This is a genomic window from Streptomyces sp. NPDC001530, from assembly GCF_042894545.1.
Classification (GTDB): Bacteria; Actinomycetota; Actinomycetes; order Streptomycetales; family Streptomycetaceae; genus Streptomyces.
In genome coordinates this window covers 1-14,439 of record NZ_JBIAVS010000013.1, presented here as the reverse complement: position 1 = coordinate 14,439, position 14,439 = coordinate 1, and the positions used below count along the sequence as shown (strand labels likewise).

The following is a 14,439-nucleotide window of genomic DNA, read 5'->3' as shown; positions in this document are numbered from 1 at the left end:
GACCCGACCCCTCTGACCGGTGGTGACCGGCCTACGCCCGCCGCTGTCTGCGGCTTGGTTCACTTGCATGCCGGGAGGGACCGCAGATGGTGCGGAGTGGTTTCCCGGCTGATCCTTCGACTTGCACTCGCTCACAGGATCGATGACCCCATGTCTGATGGGCGAGTCTTCAGTGCCGCCACGATCACGTGCCAGGCCTGATGGAGAAAGTATGCGCAACCGTGATGCTCTTAGGGGGATTCCGTTATCCGAACAGTGGGTAACGAGAGGCGGACGGGGGGCAGTTGGGTCGAAAGGGACCACGGGGCACTCTTTCAGTGCACTTCATCCCCAATACGGACATCCATCCCTTACGTCCGCTCCCCCGCAGGTCAGCCGCGAGGGGCGGACGGGACGAAACCGTCCGGGTCCGCCGAGCGGACGCGGTCCCCGGGTCAGTAGCCCCCGCGGGCCGGCGGATAACCGTAGCCGCCCGCCATCGGCGCCTGCGCCGGAGCCGCGTGCGCCTCGCGGTCGTAGAACGGCCGGGCATTGGCCCGCAGCCACATCGCCACCGGGTCGTACTCGTCGGACATCGCGACGGTCGAGACGGGCAGCCCGTCCGGGACCGCGCCGATCGACTGCTGCATCATCGCGCGCACCGAGTCGACGGCCGGCGGCGAAGTGTCGTACACGTCCAGGCCGATGGCCAGATAGGGCGACCCGAGCGCGGGCTGCACCCAGGCGCGGCGCAGCGATCTCACGGCGGGCGTGCGGTGCGCGTTCTGTGTGAGCAGGGCGTAGAACTGCGGGATCTCGATGCCCGGTTCGGAGAGCCGGAGCGGGCCCGCGGGCTGTCGCTCCAGGCCCGTGGCGATCCGGCGCAGGTCCAGCCAGGGGATGCCGACGCCGCCGCCCGGGGCGTGCGGATTGAGCCAGAGGCCGAAGTGGTCGGGGTACAGGGTGCGGGCGACGTCGAGGCCGTCGACCACCTCGTACGAGCGGTTCCAGCCGCTGGCCGAGAGCTCCTGGGCGGAGGTGACACAGGGCGCGTACCCGAAGCCGTCCACCTCCATGTTCCCGTACTGGGCGTCCGGGGAGCCGGCCTGGCCGTGCCAGAGCAGCATCCAGACCTGGCCGGACGAGGGGGTCGCGAGCGCGCGAAGGAGCGCCTCGTAGGCGTCGTAACGCCCGGGCGTGACTTGGCGCAGCATGTGCTCGACCTGCCCGGCCGCGGTGCCGCTGGCGCTCACCTATACCGCCCCTTCGAAAGGTTGCCCCGGATATGAAACCAGCTTAAGTGGAGCTGCCGTCAGCAACCGCCGAAGAGCTAGGGACCTGTTGTCGCCTCGCGGGTGCGGGTAGTTCGTGGCTGGTCGCGCCCACCCGGCGGAGCCGCAGAATGTCACGGCCCCGCGCCCCTTTGGGGCGCCCCCCTGAGGCGCGTTCAGTCAGTGGCCGTGCTGGTAGAAGGGGCGCACCTGGGCTCGCATCCAGTCGCCCACCGGGTCCTGGGCCACGTCCAGGAGGACCAGGTTCACCGGCCACTGCATCGGGACCTTGTTCAGGGCCCGGCCCAGCGCCTCCATGGGAAGCAGTCGCAGGTCGCCCTCCCACTGGGAGAGTTCCACGCCGATGAACATGACCGGGTCGGCGGTCTCGATGGCGGCCAGACAGCGGCGGGCGGTCAGGACGACGCCGATCCCGGCGAACTCGGCCGAGGCGGCGGAGAGGAAGTCCACCGGGTCTTCCTGCCAGTCCGGTTCGAAGAGGCGCACCCGGCCGCCGCTCGCGGGCCCGTCCAGCGGGGTCCGCCCGGCCCGGCACAGCTCGGCGACGACGAGCGGCGGAAGCGGTACGCCGACCACGCCGTCCGGGTTGACGGCGATGCCGACCTGCGGGGGCAGCCCGCGGGCGAACTCGACGGCGGGCGCGATGGTGTACGACATGTGGCCGCCGGTGACCTGACGGAACTGCTCCTCGGAGCTGAAGACGGGGACGTACGCCTGGCCCTCGATCTCCAGCGTCGGCAGGTCGAGCGGGCCGCTCTGCGGACCGCCGCCGCTCGGCAGGGGCACCCAGACGAAGCTGCGGCCGAGGACCTCGACGATGCGGGCGCCCGCCGAGGGCACGCCGAGGGACGCGGCGAGCACCTCCTCCAGTTCGTTGCCCGGCCATCCGCCGTGCGGATGCGGGTGCGGGTGCGCCGGTGCCGGGAATTCGGTGAATTCGGGGAAGTCCATCTGTCTGCCTACCGCCTGCTGTGAACCACTGTTCCGGCTGGCAAGGTTAGTGGGCTCCTGCGACCGGTCGTGGTGGGCTCAGCCGCCGAAGTCGATCCGGCGCAGTACGTCGGCCGCGTCCCGGTCGATGAGGACCGCCGAGCCGCAGCCCTCCGGCAGGTCGCCCTTCTCGACGGAGCGCAGCAGCCGGGCGACCGCGCCGCGGTGGCGCGCGAACGCGTACCGCGAGACGCCGCGGCCGCGCTCGCGCTGGCCCTCCAGGGCCGTGCCCGGCGTGACGTCGAGCAGCAGCAGGTGCAGCGCGCCGCCCCGGCGCCGGGCCTCGCGGGCGAGCCAGCGGCGCACCCAGGCCTGCGTACCGCAGTCGTGCACGACGACTCCGGCGCCGGAGCGCAGTGCGCGGCGCAGGCCCGCGTAGTGGGCGAGGCGGACGAGGGGGCGGTAGACCGCGTAGGGCAGCCAGCGGGCCATCCGGTCGTCCCAGCGGTCGCGGGTGTCCTGGGAGTCGATGCGCGCGCCAGTGACGGCCCGGCGCATCAGCGTCGACTTGCCGCTGCCCGGCAGCCCGGTGACCACCACGAGGTCCGAGGCCCCGAAGTACAGCCCGTGGGGGCTGTGTCCCGCGCGGTCCCTGAGGTCGCGGACGACGGCCGTCGGGAGCGGGCCGCACGCCTGCCGGGCCGGGGCACCGGGCTGCTTGGGCAGCGCGATGCCCGAGGTCGTCGCGTACGCCGTGGTCCTGTTCACCGTGATCGTCCTCCCCTTGGGTCTGGAGTCCCATCCCCGTCGAGTGTAAAGAGAAGGTAATGCGCGGTGCTTCCCGTTTCGGTACGTGGACTGCCACAGGCCGGTTACAGGTCTCTGTGTGCCGCTGGGAAAGGTGCCCCTGCCGTGCCGGGCGGATGCGTGCAATGATGTGCGCGCCAACTGCATACCGGCCGCTTGAATCCGCGCGGGAGAGTTCCCAGTGACGTACTGACGTACGTCGTCCTGGGGCGCCGAAGGAGCAAGTCCCTCCCTTGAATCTCTCAGGCCCCGTTACCGCGCGGGCGAGGCACATCTGAAAAGCGGGCCGCTGACCAGTGGCTCCACCCAAGGTGCAAGTCAGGACCACCGTTTCGCGGGGTCGTGATGAACCTCTCAGGTTCCGATGACAGATGGGGAGGAACGACCTCGCCGTCATGCCTTGGGAGCACCACCGATGAGCAACGCACCCCGTCACACCGCGCTCGATGCCCTGCATCGCTCGCTCGGCGCGACGATGACCGACTTCGCAGGCTGGGACATGCCCCTGCGCTACGGCTCCGAGCGCGACGAGCACCTCGCCGTCCGTACGAAGGCCGGACTCTTCGACCTCTCGCACATGGGCGAGATCACGGTCACCGGCCCGCAGGCGGCCGCTCTCCTGAACTACGCGCTGGTCGGCAACATCGCCTCCGTCGGCGTGGGCCGCGCCCGCTACACCATGATCTGCCAGGCGGACGGCGGCATCCTCGACGACCTGATCGTGTACCGGCTGGCCGACGCCGAGTACATGGTCGTCGCCAACGCCTCCAACGCCCAGGTAGTGCTGGACGCCCTGGTCGAGCGTTCCGCGGGCTTCGACGCTCTCGTGCGCGACGACCGTGACGCGTACGCGCTGATCGCCGTGCAGGGCCCCGAGTCCCCCGGCATCCTCAAGTCGCTGACCGACGCCGACCTGGACGGCCTGAAGTACTACGCGGGTCTGCCCGGCACGGTCGCGGGCGTCCCGGCGCTGATCGCGCGCACCGGCTACACCGGCGAGGACGGCTTCGAGCTGTTCGTGGCCCCGGCCGACGCCGAGAAGCTGTGGCAGGCGCTGACCGACGCGGGCGCCCCGGCCGGGCTCGTCCCCTGCGGCCTGTCCTGCCGCGACACGCTGCGCCTGGAGGCGGGCATGCCGCTGTACGGGCATGAGCTGAGCACCTCGCTGACCCCCTTCGACGCGGGGCTCGGGCGGGTCGTGAAGTTCGAGAAGGAGGGCGACTTCGTGGGGCGTGCCGCCCTGGAAGCCGCCGCCGCCCGCGCCGAGGAGAACCCGCCGCGGGTGCTCGTCGGCCTGATCGCCGAGGGCCGTCGCGTCCCGCGCGCCGGGTACTCCGTCGTCGCCGACGGCAAGGTCATCGGCGAGGTCACCTCCGGGGCCCCCTCCCCCACGCTGGGCAAGCCGATCGCGATGGCGTACGTCGACGCCGCGCACGCCGCGCCGGGCACGGCCGGGGTCGGCGTGGACATCCGGGGCAGCCACGAGCCGTACGAGGTCGTGGCGCTGCCCTTCTACAAGCGCCAGAAGTAGAGACTGAGCGCGGTCCAGAAGTAACCAAAAGCGACACCACGCGCTTCTTCCCTGCTCACCAGCAGGTTCAGCAGTCCCCCATTCACGAGCACTCCCCCGCGTACAGGAGAATTCAGGCCATGAGCAACCCCCAGCAGCTGCGCTACAGCAAGGAGCACGAGTGGCTGTCGGTCGCCGAGGACGGCGTCTCGACGGTCGGCATCACCGAGTTCGCGGCCAACGCGCTCGGCGATGTCGTCTACGCCCAGCTTCCGGAGGTCGGTTCCACGGTGACCGCGGGTGAGTCCTGCGGCGAGCTGGAGTCGACGAAGTCGGTCAGCGACCTGTACTCCCCGGTCAACGGCGAGGTCACCGAGATCAACGAAGACGTGGTCAACGACCCGTCGCTGGTGAACTCCGCGCCCTTCGAGGGCGGCTGGCTGTTCAAGGTGCGCGTCGCACAGGAGCCGGCCGACCTGCTCTCCGCCGACGAGTACACCGCCTTTTCCGCCGGCTGAGAGGTCGTAGAACATGTCGCTTCTGAACACGCCCCTGCATGAACTGGACCCGGACGTCGCCGCCGCCGTCGACGCCGAGCTGCACCGCCAGCAGTCCACCCTGGAGATGATCGCCTCGGAGAACTTCGCTCCGGTCGCGGTCATGGAGGCCCAGGGCTCGGTCCTGACCAACAAGTACGCCGAGGGCTACCCGGGCCGCCGCTACTACGGCGGCTGCGAGCACGTCGACGTGGTCGAGCAGATCGCCATCGACCGCATCAAGGCGCTCTTCGGCGCCGAGCACGCCAACGTGCAGCCGCACTCCGGGGCCCAGGCCAACGCGGCCGCGATGTTCGCGCTGCTCAAGCCGGGCGACACGATCATGGGTCTGAACCTCGCGCACGGCGGGCACCTGACCCATGGCATGAAGATCAACTTCTCCGGCAAGCTCTACAACGTGGTCGCGTACCACGTGAACGACGAGACCGGTCAGGTCGACATGGCCGAGGTCGAGCGCCTCGCCAAGGAGTCCAAGCCGAAGCTGATCGTGGCCGGCTGGTCGGCGTACCCGCGTCAACTGGACTTCGCCGAGTTCCGCCGGATCGCGGACGAGGTCGGCGCGTACCTGATGGTCGACATGGCGCACTTCGCCGGCCTCGTCGCGGCGGGCCTGCACCCGAACCCCGTGCCGCACGCCCACGTCGTCACGACCACGACCCACAAGACGCTGGGCGGCCCGCGCGGTGGCGTGATCCTCTCGACGGCCGAGCTGGCCAAGAAGATCAACTCCGCGGTCTTCCCGGGTCAGCAGGGCGGTCCGCTGGAGCATGTGATCGCCGCCAAGGCCGTCTCCTTCAAGGTCGCCGCCTCGGACGACTTCAAGGAGCGCCAGCAGCGCACGCTCGACGGCGCGCGGATCCTGGCCGAGCGCCTGGTCCAGGACGACGTCAAGGCCGTCGGCGTGGACGTCCTGTCCGGTGGCACGGACGTGCACCTGGTCCTGGTCGACCTGCGCAACTCCGAGCTGGACGGCCAGCAGGCCGAGGACCGCCTCCACGAGGTCGGCATCACGGTCAACCGCAACGCCATCCCGAACGACCCGCGCCCGCCGATGGTCACCTCCGGCCTGCGCATCGGCACGCCCGCCCTCGCCACCCGCGGCTTCCAGGCCGAGGACTTCACCGAGGTCGCGGACATCATCGCCGAAGCGCTGAAGCCGTCGTACGACGCGGAGGCCCTGAAGGCCCGCGTGTCCGCTCTGGCCGACAAGCACCCGCTGTACCCCGGCCTGAAGTAGTTCGTACGGAACGTACGATTTCTCGGGGCGCCGCGCACACTGGTTGTGTGTGCGGCGCCCGCCCCCTGCATCACCCCGTTGTGAGGAGTTCCCGTGGCCATCTCGGTCTTCGACCTGTTCTCGATCGGCATCGGCCCGTCCAGCTCCCACACGGTGGGGCCGATGCGCGCGGCACGTATGTTCGCCCGGCGGCTGCGCAACGACGACGTACTGGAGTCGGTGGTGTCGATACGCGCCGAGCTGTACGGCTCGCTGGGCGCGACGGGCCACGGCCACGGCACTCCGAAGGCCGTACTGCTCGGCCTCGAGGGCGCCTCACCACGGACGGTGGACGTGGAGGGGGCCGACGAGCGGGTCGAGGAGATCAAGTCGGCGGGCCGCATCCGTCTGCTCGGCGACCACGAGATCGACTTCTCCTTCGACGACGACCTGATCCTGCACCGCCGCAAGGCGCTGCCGTACCACGCGAACGGCATGACGCTGTGGGCGTACGGCGCCGGGGGTGCGGAGCTGCTGTCGAAGACGTACTACTCGGTCGGCGGCGGCTTCGTGGTCGACGAGGACGCGGTCGGCGAGGACCGCATCAAGCTGGACGACACGGTCCTGAAGTACCCCTTCCGCACGGGCGACGAGCTGCTGCGGCTGACCCGCGAGACGGGCCTGTCGATCTCGGCCCTCATGCTGGAGAACGAGCGGGCCTGGCGCACCGAGGAGGAGATCCGCGAAGGTCTCCTCGCGATCTGGCGCGTGATGCAGGCGTGCGTGTCGCGCGGCATGTCCCGCGAGGGCATCCTGCCCGGCGGTCTGAAGGTCCGCCGCCGCGCCGCCGTCTCGGCCCGCCAGCTGCGCGCCGAGGGCGACCCGCTGGCCCACGCGATGGAGTGGATCACTCTCTACGCGATGGCCGTCAACGAGGAGAACGCGGCGGGCGGCCGTGTGGTCACCGCCCCCACGAACGGCGCCGCGGGCATCATCCCGGCGGTCCTGCACTACTACATCAACTTCGGGGCGGGCGCAGCCTCCGAAGGAGAAAAGGAAGACGGCGTGGTCCGCTTCCTGCTGGCCGCGGGCGCGATCGGCATGCTCTTCAAGGAGAACGCCTCCATCTCCGGCGCCGAGGTCGGCTGCCAGGGCGAGGTCGGCTCCGCCTGCTCGATGGCCGCCGGCGCCCTCGCCGAGGTCCTGGGCGGCAGCCCCGAACAGGTCGAGAACGCCGCCGAGATCGGCATGGAGCACAACCTCGGCCTGACCTGCGACCCGGTCGGCGGCCTGGTCCAGATCCCCTGCATCGAGCGCAACGGCATGGCCGCGGTCAAGGCCGTCACGGCGGCCAAGATGGCCATGCGCGGCGACGGCTCCCACAAGGTCTCCCTCGACAAGGTCATCAAGACCATGAAGGACACGGGCGCCGACATGAGCGTCAAGTACAAGGAGACGGCGCGCGGCGGGCTGGCCGTCAACATCATCGAGTGCTGACACCGCGGAACCGGACGAGGCCACCGACACGGGGCTGCGCCTGTGGACGACCTGCCCGGCCCGCCGCCGCCGACTTGGCTGCGGCAAAGGGGAGTTGGGACGTGCACGCTGGTGTCGCAGAAGCTGGGCAGCATCGTCTACAAGCCGTCGGACCTGCTCGGCTCGACGTACTCGACGCTGGACGCGGCCACGAAGGCCAACGCCGGCCCTCACGGGACGCGTTGACCGGGAAGGTCGTCTTCGAGCTGATCCCCGGCACGTTGGAGGAGTCCATCCCCCTCCTCGCCGCGGACCCGCGAGCGTGATCGCCTCGGACTCGTCGGCCAAGTCGACGGCCGTCCTCGGGTCGGTCACCAACCGGGGCTGACCCGCCCGAACAGGGGTGACACCGGGGAGACGGGGGAAAGGTGACATCACCCCCTCCAGTACCCCCACCTCCGGAGGCTCCCCCCATGCTGCGCGGCATCGACATCAGCGCCTACCAGTCGTCCTCCTACGACACCGACGGCCTCTCCTTCGTCTTCATCAAGGCGACGGAGGGCCGTTCGTACGTCAACCCGAAGCTCGCCGCCCAGGTGAAGACGGCCCGCGACGGCGACTGCGTCGTGGGCTTCTACCACTTCCTGTGGCCCGGCAACATCACAGCCCAGGCCGAGTACTTCGTCGGCAAGGCCCCGGAGAAGGCGGGCGACCTGCTCGCCGTCGACTGGGAGACGACCGGAGAGGGCACCCACGCCAGCAACGCGGAGAAGGACCGCTTCATCCGCAAGGTGAAGGAACTCCGGCCGCGTCACCGGGTCGTGCTCTACACCAACCGCAACTACTGGCTGAACGTCGACACCACCTCGTACGCGGGCGACGGCCTGTGGATCGCCGACTACGTGACCGCGGGCAAGCCCCGCATCAAGGCGAAGTGGCGCTTCCACCAGTACACCGACGATCCGCTCGACAAGGATGTCGCCGACTTCGCGAGCAAGGCGGCGCTGGTCGACTGGGCCAACGTCGACTGACCGCTCCCCTAGCGCGAAGGTGCGCGCTTCCCGACCAAGGGCCTTACGATTTCGCTGGTCACGGCGTGATCATGCCATCAGCGGAACGGGGAGCGGGATATGAGCGGGGCGGTCAGCGCGGTCAGCAGCAACGGGACGTATGCGTTCACCAAGCCGAACCGGGAGAGCATCACACTGCTCGCCGGGCTCGGGGTGGAGGGGGACGTGCATGCCGGGACCACGGTGAAGCACCGGTTCCGGATGGAGAAGGATCCGTCACAGGTGAATCTGCGGCAAGTGCACCTCATGCACGAGGAGTTGTTCGACGAGCTGCGCGAGGCCGGGTTCACCGTCGCTCCCGGGGAGCTCGGGGAGAACGTCACCACCCGGGGGATCGATCTGCTGGGGCTGCCGGTCGGGGCGCTGTTGCGCCTCGGGGACGAGGCCGTGGTCGAGATCACCGGGCTGCGGAATCCGTGCGCGCAGATCGACAACTTCCAGAAGGGGCTGCTCAAGCAGGTCGTCGGGCGGGACGGTGACGGCGCGGTCGCCTACAAGTCCGGTGTCATGAGTGTCGTACGAGAAGGCGGCGTGGTGCGGCCCGGGGACTCGGTCGAGGTCGAGTTGCCGGACGGGCCGCACCAGCCCCTGCGGATCGTCTAGGTCGTCCGCCCCTGCCTGAGGCGGTCCGGTCGGTCCGGCCTCAGGCAGTCCCGTCGGTCCGGCCTCAGACGGTCCCCGCCCGCCCGGCCTCAGGCAGTCCCGTCGGTCCGGCTTCAGACGGTCCGGTCGGGTCCGGTCTCAGGCGCTCCGGAAGTCCGCCGAGCGCTCCGGGGACGCCTCCGCCAGTGCCTTCGTCACGGCGTCGAGGCCTTCCTGGAGGCCGTAGACAGGGGTGCCGGGCTGCTGGCGCCAGGAGTCGTCCAGGCCGCCGGCGTCGACGGTGTCGAAGCCGAGGTCGTCGATGAGGGCGCGGACGACGCGCTTGGCGGCCTCGTCGTCGCCGGCGACGGGGAGGGCCATGCGGTCGGGGGCGCCGGCCGGCCGGGGGCGGTCCAGGATGTCCTGGGCGTAGGTGCCGTTGAAGGCCTTGATGACGGTGTGGCCGATCTGCTGGGCCGTCCAGCGGCTCTCGGTGAGGCCCTCGTCCTCGATCGCGGCGATCTTGCCGTCGCGCTGCTGGGGGTAGTAGTTGCCGGTGTCGATGACGGCGACGCCCTCGGCGGCTCCGTCCAGGATCCCGTCCGGCAGGTTCGGGACCGCTTTCACCGGGATCGTGATCACGACGAGCTCGGCGCCGCGCGCCGCGTCCTCGACCTTGACGGGTGTCGCCCCGGTCTCCTCGGCGAGCGCGGTGAGTGTGTGGGGACCGCGGGAGTTGGCGACGGAGACGTCGTGACCGAGGGCGGTGAGCCGCCGGGTGAGGTTGCCGCCGATGTTGCCCGCGCCGATGATGCCGATCTTCATGAGTGACAGGCCCTTCCAGGGTTGATACTCCTGATGGGGATCACCAACCCCGGGGGTCCACTCGCTATTCCGGTGTGTGCGGCATCCGGGTGACCGTCATCAGGGCTTCACCACGATCTTGCCGAAGTGCGCGTTGCTCTCCATCAGACGGTGCGCGTCCCCGATGCGGTCGAGTCCCTCGAAGACCTCGGCGACCGGCGGCCTGAATCCGCCGTCGCGCAGGCCCGCGTTCAGGAAGGCGGTGGAGCGGCGGCGGCCTCCCGGCGTCGTGGTCAGGGTGAAATTGGCGTACGTATGGATGGTGAGGGGCCAGTTCCAGGGCAGCTCGGCCGGGCGCCGGTCGAGCCAGCCGTAGACGACCATCGCGCCGCCCTCGGCGAGCGCCTCGCCCAGCGGGCGGAAGCCGGGGCCGCCGATCGCGTCGAAGATCACCTCGGCGCCGCGTCCGCCGGTGAGCCGCCGGGTCTCCTTCGCCACGTCCTCGTCGTCGGAGACGATCACCTGCTCCGCCCCGAGGTCGAGGAGCCGGCGCTTCTTCCCCTCGGTCCGGGTGGTGGCGAGCGGAATCGCGCCGATGCGGCGGGCGACCTGGATCGCGGCGGTGCCGACACCGCTGGACGCGCCGGTGATCAGGACGTGGTCGCCGGGCTTCAGCCCCGCGGTCTCCAGAAGCGCGCCGTACGCCGTCGTGTACGTCAGCCACGCCGCCGCGCCGGTGACCGCGTCCACCGACTCCGGACGCGGCACGACCGCCGTGTCGGGCAGTACGACGCGTTCCGCGTACACGCCCTGGGCGCTCATCTCGATGCCGGGTCCGGTCGTCACGGGGTCGCCCACGGCGAAGTCGGTGACGCCCTCACCGACCGCCTCGACGGTGCCGGACGCCTCGTAGCCGAGCCGCGAGGCGGGCAGGGCGGGCTGGTAGTAGTAGGTCCCCGCGCGGAACAGGGCCTCGGCGCGGTTGAGGCCCAACGCCTCGACCTTGACGAGGACTTCGCCGGGGCCGGGTGCGGGCACCTCGACGTCCTCGATCGTCAGGACGTCCGGGCCGCCGAGTTCGTGAAAGAACACGGTGCGTGCGGTGGTTGATGACATACCCATGACGCTAGGAGCGCGGTGCGAGACGATCCATGCCTGCCAGTCTCGCTTTCCTGTCCATCCGTCTCGCCGGGGCGCCCACGCGCTACCGTTCGGGCATGGACGTACTCAGCGACGCCATCGCCACGATGCGCACCGGGCGCCCGCACTCCTCGCGCCGCGACAAGCACGCCCCCTGGGGCATGCGCTTCGAGTCCTCGGACGGGGCCGGGTTCCATGTGGTGCTGCAGGGTTCGGCGTGGCTGCTTCCCGCGGAGGGGAATCCGGTGGCGCTCGGCCCCGGTGACGTGGCCTTCCTCGCCCACGGCCGCGGTCACGCGCTGGCCAGCGGCGTCGACGTACCGCTGGAGGAGGTGCGGCTGGGGCCGGACGGCAGGTGGCCGGAACCTCCGCCGCGGCCGGGGCCGTTGACGGATACGTCGACCGTTCTGCTGTGCGGGGCCTACCAGTTGGACCGGGCCCGCGCGCATCCGCTCCTCTCCGAGCTGCCCGAGGTGGTCCACCTCCCCGCCCGGGTCGGTGCCCACCGCTCGCTGCGGGCCGCGGTGGAGCTCCTCGGTATGGAGCTGGAGGAGCCCCAGCCGGGCTCGGACACGATCGTCACCTCGCTGCTCGACACGCTCCTGCTCTACATCCTGCGGGCCTGGTGGCAGCGCGAGCGGCACGGCTCCGGGCATCCCACGGGCTGGTCGGCCGCCCTCGCCGACCCGGCGGTCGCGGCGGCCCTGCGCGCCATCCACGGCGATCCGACCCACCCCTGGACGGTCGAGGAACTCGGCGCCCGCGGCGGCCTCTCCCGGGCGGCCTTCGCCCGCCGGTTCACCGCGCTGGTGGGCGAGCCCCCGCTCACGTACCTCACCTGGTGGCGCATGACGACCGCCGGCCGGCTGCTGCGCACCGACGACATCCCGCTCCGCCAGGTCGCCCAACGCACCGGCTACACCTCGGAGTTCGCCTTCGCCAAGGCGTTCAAGCGCGAGTACGGGGTGGCGCCGGGCCAGTACCGCAGGCGCGCCTCCTAGGCATGCACCGTACGACGAAGGGGCGCCCACCGGTGATCCGGCGGACGCCCCGACGCGCGGGTCACTTGTTCAGGTGGGTCCAGAACTCGTCGAACGAGAGGACCTTGTCGCCGTTGAGGTCACGGCTGGCGATGATGGCATCGGCCACCGACTCGGTGACGTTCCAGTCGCCCTCCTGGGCGAGGGCGGTCTTGAACTCGGCAGCGGTGATGAAACCGTCACCATCCGTGTCGATCCGGTCGAACTGCTTGCGTGCTTCCTCGATGTCCGCCACCGATCCGCCCCTTCGTAGTGCATTACTGCCATGTGTACGGAGGTCAGATTAACGGGCCGGTCGAGCGCGGAGTGCGGCGACCACCCAGGCGAACTCCTCGCGGTGCGCGGAGAGCGGCTCCGTGCCTCGGACCAGCGCGTTCAGCTCCCGGAAGCGGGCCACCTCGACGTGCGCCGCGGACTCCATGCGCTCCAGTACGGCGGCCCGGTCGGCGTTGCCGAGCAATGCCCCGAGCACCTCCTCGGCCTCGGGCGACTCGGGGGCTATGCCCTGCTCCAGCGCCTGGCCCGCGAGCTGCACCAGGCGGCTCATGAACCACAGGGACGTACCGGCCGGCACATCCGGCCCCCGGTCCGCCGCGTTGAACTCGATCATCTCCCGCATGCGGGAGCGAAAGCCCGGGTCCTGCAGCATTTCGGCCAACTCCACCCAGGCGTCCACCTGCTCGGGTGTGGGGTCCTCGGGCAGCTCGGCGAGGCCGAACCGCATCCTGGTACGGATGTCGGGGTCCGCGGTGTCGAGCCCCCTGAAGGTCTCCTCCATGAAGTCGTCGGCGATCCGCTTCCGCTCCGCGGCCGACAGCCGCGCCAGCTTGTTCATGAGTGTCATCTCCTCTGCGGTCGACCCGCGTCGCGCCACGGTCGACAGCACCGCCCGGGTCACCTTCAGCGAGCGGATCTGCGCGTCCAGCGCCGCCACGTGCGCGGCCGCCACCTCCGCGACCGTCGTCTCGCCGGCCAGCACCTTGCGTACGTCGTCCAGGCCCAGGCCCAGTTCGCGCAGGGTGCGGATCAGCTCCAGGCGGGCGACGGACGCGGCGTCGTACAGGCGATAGCCGCCCGCGGAGCGTGTCACCGGGGGCAGGGCGCCCTCGTCCGACCAGTAGCGGATGGTGCGGACGGACAGGCCGGTGCTCCGGGACAGCTCGCCGATGGTGAAAAGTCCGGTGCCGTCTTCGATCATGATGGGGAGTCTGGGCCTTCCAGTGGGTGGAGACTCAAGGTGGAGACTCGATGTGGGGACTCGATGTGGGGACTCGATGTGGGGACTCGAGGTGCGGGGAGCGCGGTCGTGGCTGACACTCTGCGGGACATTCTGGATGCGGCGGCGCGAGACGCCTTCCTGCCGGCGGACGGCGGGACGACCGTCGTACGTCAGCATTCCCGCCGGGACGCGGGCGTCCTCGCCTTCACGGCGCATTCCGTCGTCTTCACCGACGAGGATCCCCAGTGGGTGCGCGAGGCGCTCGGCTCCGTCGACTGCGACGCGCTCGCCGCGCCCATGAACGCGCGGTTCCTCGCGGCGCTCATGGAGCGTACGGGGCGCCGGAGCGACACGATCGACGTGCTCACGGTCGGCTCTCCCCTGCCGGGCGAGCCGCCGCTCGAGCTGAAGGAGATCCACGACCCCGACCATCCGCGGGTCGTCAGCTCTCGCAGGCGCCGCGACGACGTGCGGGTATGGGCCACCGAGGGCGGCGTACTCGTGCTGGGGCGCGGGGTCGCGGGACGGTTGGAGGTCGCGGTCGAGGTGGCGGAGGACGTACGGCACCGGGGGCTGGGGCGTGCGCTCGTTTCGGCGGCGCGGCAGCTGAGCGGGGGCGAGCCGGTGTGGGCGCAGATCTCGCCGGGGAACGCCCGCAGTCTGCGGGCGTTCCAGGCGGCCGGTTACCGTCCCGTGGGGTCAGAGGCGCTGCTCATCGCCCACTAGAAGGCTCATGAAGATCTTGCTGAGGGGCTGTCCGGCTGCAGGCCGGGCCGGCCCTTCGGTGCTATGTGCCAGTCGGTGCGAGTGTCCAGGT

Annotated in this window: 14 protein-coding genes, 1 pseudogene and 1 riboswitch; of the genes and pseudogenes, 8 read left to right on the top strand and 7 right to left on the bottom strand. The window is 70.6% G+C overall.

Annotated elements, in window-relative coordinates:
- Positions 1-434: 434 nt before the first annotated feature.
- The 3 genes from ACFY0T_RS26330 to ACFY0T_RS26320 form a co-directional block, all read right to left on the bottom strand.
- A complete protein-coding gene (locus tag ACFY0T_RS26330) occupies positions 435-1,232 on the bottom strand; it encodes an enhanced serine sensitivity protein SseB C-terminal domain-containing protein (RefSeq protein ID WP_388875229.1) in 798 nt (265 codons plus the stop codon).
- Between the two features lie 198 nt (positions 1,233-1,430).
- Positions 1,431-2,222: an enhanced serine sensitivity protein SseB gene (locus ACFY0T_RS26325; RefSeq protein ID WP_388875226.1), complete on the bottom strand. Its 792-nt coding sequence runs from the start codon at positions 2,220-2,222 to the stop codon at positions 1,431-1,433.
- 78 nt (positions 2,223-2,300) lie between these two features.
- Positions 2,301-2,975 (bottom strand): AAA family ATPase, encoded by a 675-nt coding sequence (locus ACFY0T_RS26320; protein ID WP_388875959.1) that lies wholly within the window; start codon positions 2,973-2,975, stop codon positions 2,301-2,303.
- A 190-nt stretch (positions 2,976-3,165) separates the two neighbouring features.
- Positions 3,166-3,276: riboswitch (glycine riboswitch) on the top strand.
- Between the two features lie 147 nt (positions 3,277-3,423).
- On the opposite strand from ACFY0T_RS26320, the gene gcvT reads away from it, so the two are divergent.
- From gcvT to ACFY0T_RS26290, 6 genes are all read left to right on the top strand, one after another.
- On the top strand, positions 3,424-4,539 hold the full coding sequence (gcvT, locus tag ACFY0T_RS26315) for a glycine cleavage system aminomethyltransferase GcvT (RefSeq protein ID WP_388875223.1): 1,116 nt from the start codon (positions 3,424-3,426) through the stop codon (positions 4,537-4,539).
- Positions 4,540-4,658: 119 nt separating this feature from the next.
- On the top strand, positions 4,659-5,036 hold the full coding sequence (gene gcvH / locus ACFY0T_RS26310; RefSeq protein ID WP_388875220.1) for a glycine cleavage system protein GcvH: 378 nt from the start codon (positions 4,659-4,661) through the stop codon (positions 5,034-5,036).
- Between the two features lie 13 nt (positions 5,037-5,049).
- Positions 5,050-6,312 carry a serine hydroxymethyltransferase gene (gene glyA / locus ACFY0T_RS26305; protein ID WP_388875217.1) on the top strand — a complete coding sequence of 421 codons (1,263 nt, stop codon included), beginning with the start codon at positions 5,050-5,052 and terminating at the stop codon, positions 6,310-6,312.
- Between the two features lie 93 nt (positions 6,313-6,405).
- A complete protein-coding gene (locus tag ACFY0T_RS26300) occupies positions 6,406-7,788 on the top strand; it encodes an L-serine ammonia-lyase (RefSeq protein WP_388875214.1) in 1,383 nt (460 codons plus the stop codon).
- Positions 7,789-8,240: 452 nt separating this feature from the next.
- Positions 8,241-8,798 (top strand): glycoside hydrolase family 25 protein, encoded by a 558-nt coding sequence (locus tag ACFY0T_RS26295; protein ID WP_388875211.1) that lies wholly within the window; start codon positions 8,241-8,243, stop codon positions 8,796-8,798.
- 99 nt (positions 8,799-8,897) lie between these two features.
- Positions 8,898-9,440 carry an MOSC domain-containing protein gene (locus ACFY0T_RS26290; protein WP_388875208.1) on the top strand — a complete coding sequence of 181 codons (543 nt, stop codon included), beginning with the start codon at positions 8,898-8,900 and terminating at the stop codon, positions 9,438-9,440.
- A gap of 138 nt (positions 9,441-9,578) precedes the next feature.
- On the opposite strand, the pseudogene ACFY0T_RS26285 reads toward ACFY0T_RS26290, so the two are convergent.
- A pseudogene (locus tag ACFY0T_RS26285) lies at positions 9,579-10,307 on the bottom strand (NADPH-dependent F420 reductase); the annotation flags it as partial.
- A 36-nt stretch (positions 10,308-10,343) separates the two neighbouring features.
- Positions 10,344-11,339, bottom strand: a complete 996-nt coding sequence (locus ACFY0T_RS26280) for a zinc-dependent alcohol dehydrogenase family protein (protein WP_388875205.1) — start codon at positions 11,337-11,339, stop codon at positions 10,344-10,346.
- 101 nt (positions 11,340-11,440) lie between these two features.
- Between ACFY0T_RS26280 and ACFY0T_RS26275 the strand changes: the two genes are divergently transcribed.
- On the top strand, positions 11,441-12,364 hold the full coding sequence (locus ACFY0T_RS26275; protein WP_388875201.1) for an AraC family transcriptional regulator: 924 nt from the start codon (positions 11,441-11,443) through the stop codon (positions 12,362-12,364).
- Positions 12,365-12,425: 61 nt separating this feature from the next.
- Here ACFY0T_RS26275 and ACFY0T_RS26270 read toward each other — a convergent pair whose 3' ends face one another.
- On the bottom strand, positions 12,426-12,638 hold the full coding sequence (locus ACFY0T_RS26270; RefSeq protein ID WP_388875199.1) for an EF-hand domain-containing protein: 213 nt from the start codon (positions 12,636-12,638) through the stop codon (positions 12,426-12,428).
- Positions 12,639-12,686: 48 nt separating this feature from the next.
- Positions 12,687-13,601, bottom strand: coding sequence for a MerR family transcriptional regulator (locus ACFY0T_RS26265; protein WP_388875197.1), 915 nt, complete (start codon positions 13,599-13,601; stop codon positions 12,687-12,689).
- Positions 13,602-13,709: 108 nt separating this feature from the next.
- Here ACFY0T_RS26265 and ACFY0T_RS26260 point away from each other — a divergent pair, with 108 nt between their 5' ends.
- The gene (locus ACFY0T_RS26260) at positions 13,710-14,348 is read left to right on the top strand and encodes a GNAT family N-acetyltransferase (protein ID WP_388875194.1); all 639 of its coding nucleotides are present in this window, start codon (positions 13,710-13,712) and stop codon (positions 14,346-14,348) included.
- Positions 14,349-14,439 lie beyond the last annotated feature (91 nt).

Bases quoted from the DNA above. Each gene is read 5' to 3' on its own strand.
- gcvH (WP_388875220.1), top strand. From the start codon at position 4,659: ATGAGCAACCCCCAGCAGCTGCGCTACAGCAAGGAGCACGAGTGGCTG.
- ACFY0T_RS26325 (WP_388875226.1), bottom strand. From the start codon at position 2,222: ATGGACTTCCCCGAATTCACCGAATTCCCGGCACCGGCGCACCCGCAC.
- ACFY0T_RS26275 (WP_388875201.1), top strand. From the start codon at position 11,441: ATGGACGTACTCAGCGACGCCATCGCCACGATGCGCACCGGGCGCCCG.
- glyA (WP_388875217.1), top strand. From the start codon at position 5,050: ATGTCGCTTCTGAACACGCCCCTGCATGAACTGGACCCGGACGTCGCC.
- ACFY0T_RS26265 (WP_388875197.1), bottom strand. From the start codon at position 13,601: ATGATCGAAGACGGCACCGGACTTTTCACCATCGGCGAGCTGTCCCGG.
- ACFY0T_RS26290 (WP_388875208.1), top strand. From the start codon at position 8,898: ATGAGCGGGGCGGTCAGCGCGGTCAGCAGCAACGGGACGTATGCGTTC.
- ACFY0T_RS26280 (WP_388875205.1), bottom strand. From the start codon at position 11,339: ATGTCATCAACCACCGCACGCACCGTGTTCTTTCACGAACTCGGCGGC.
- ACFY0T_RS26295 (WP_388875211.1), top strand. From the start codon at position 8,241: ATGCTGCGCGGCATCGACATCAGCGCCTACCAGTCGTCCTCCTACGAC.
- gcvT (WP_388875223.1), top strand. From the start codon at position 3,424: ATGAGCAACGCACCCCGTCACACCGCGCTCGATGCCCTGCATCGCTCG.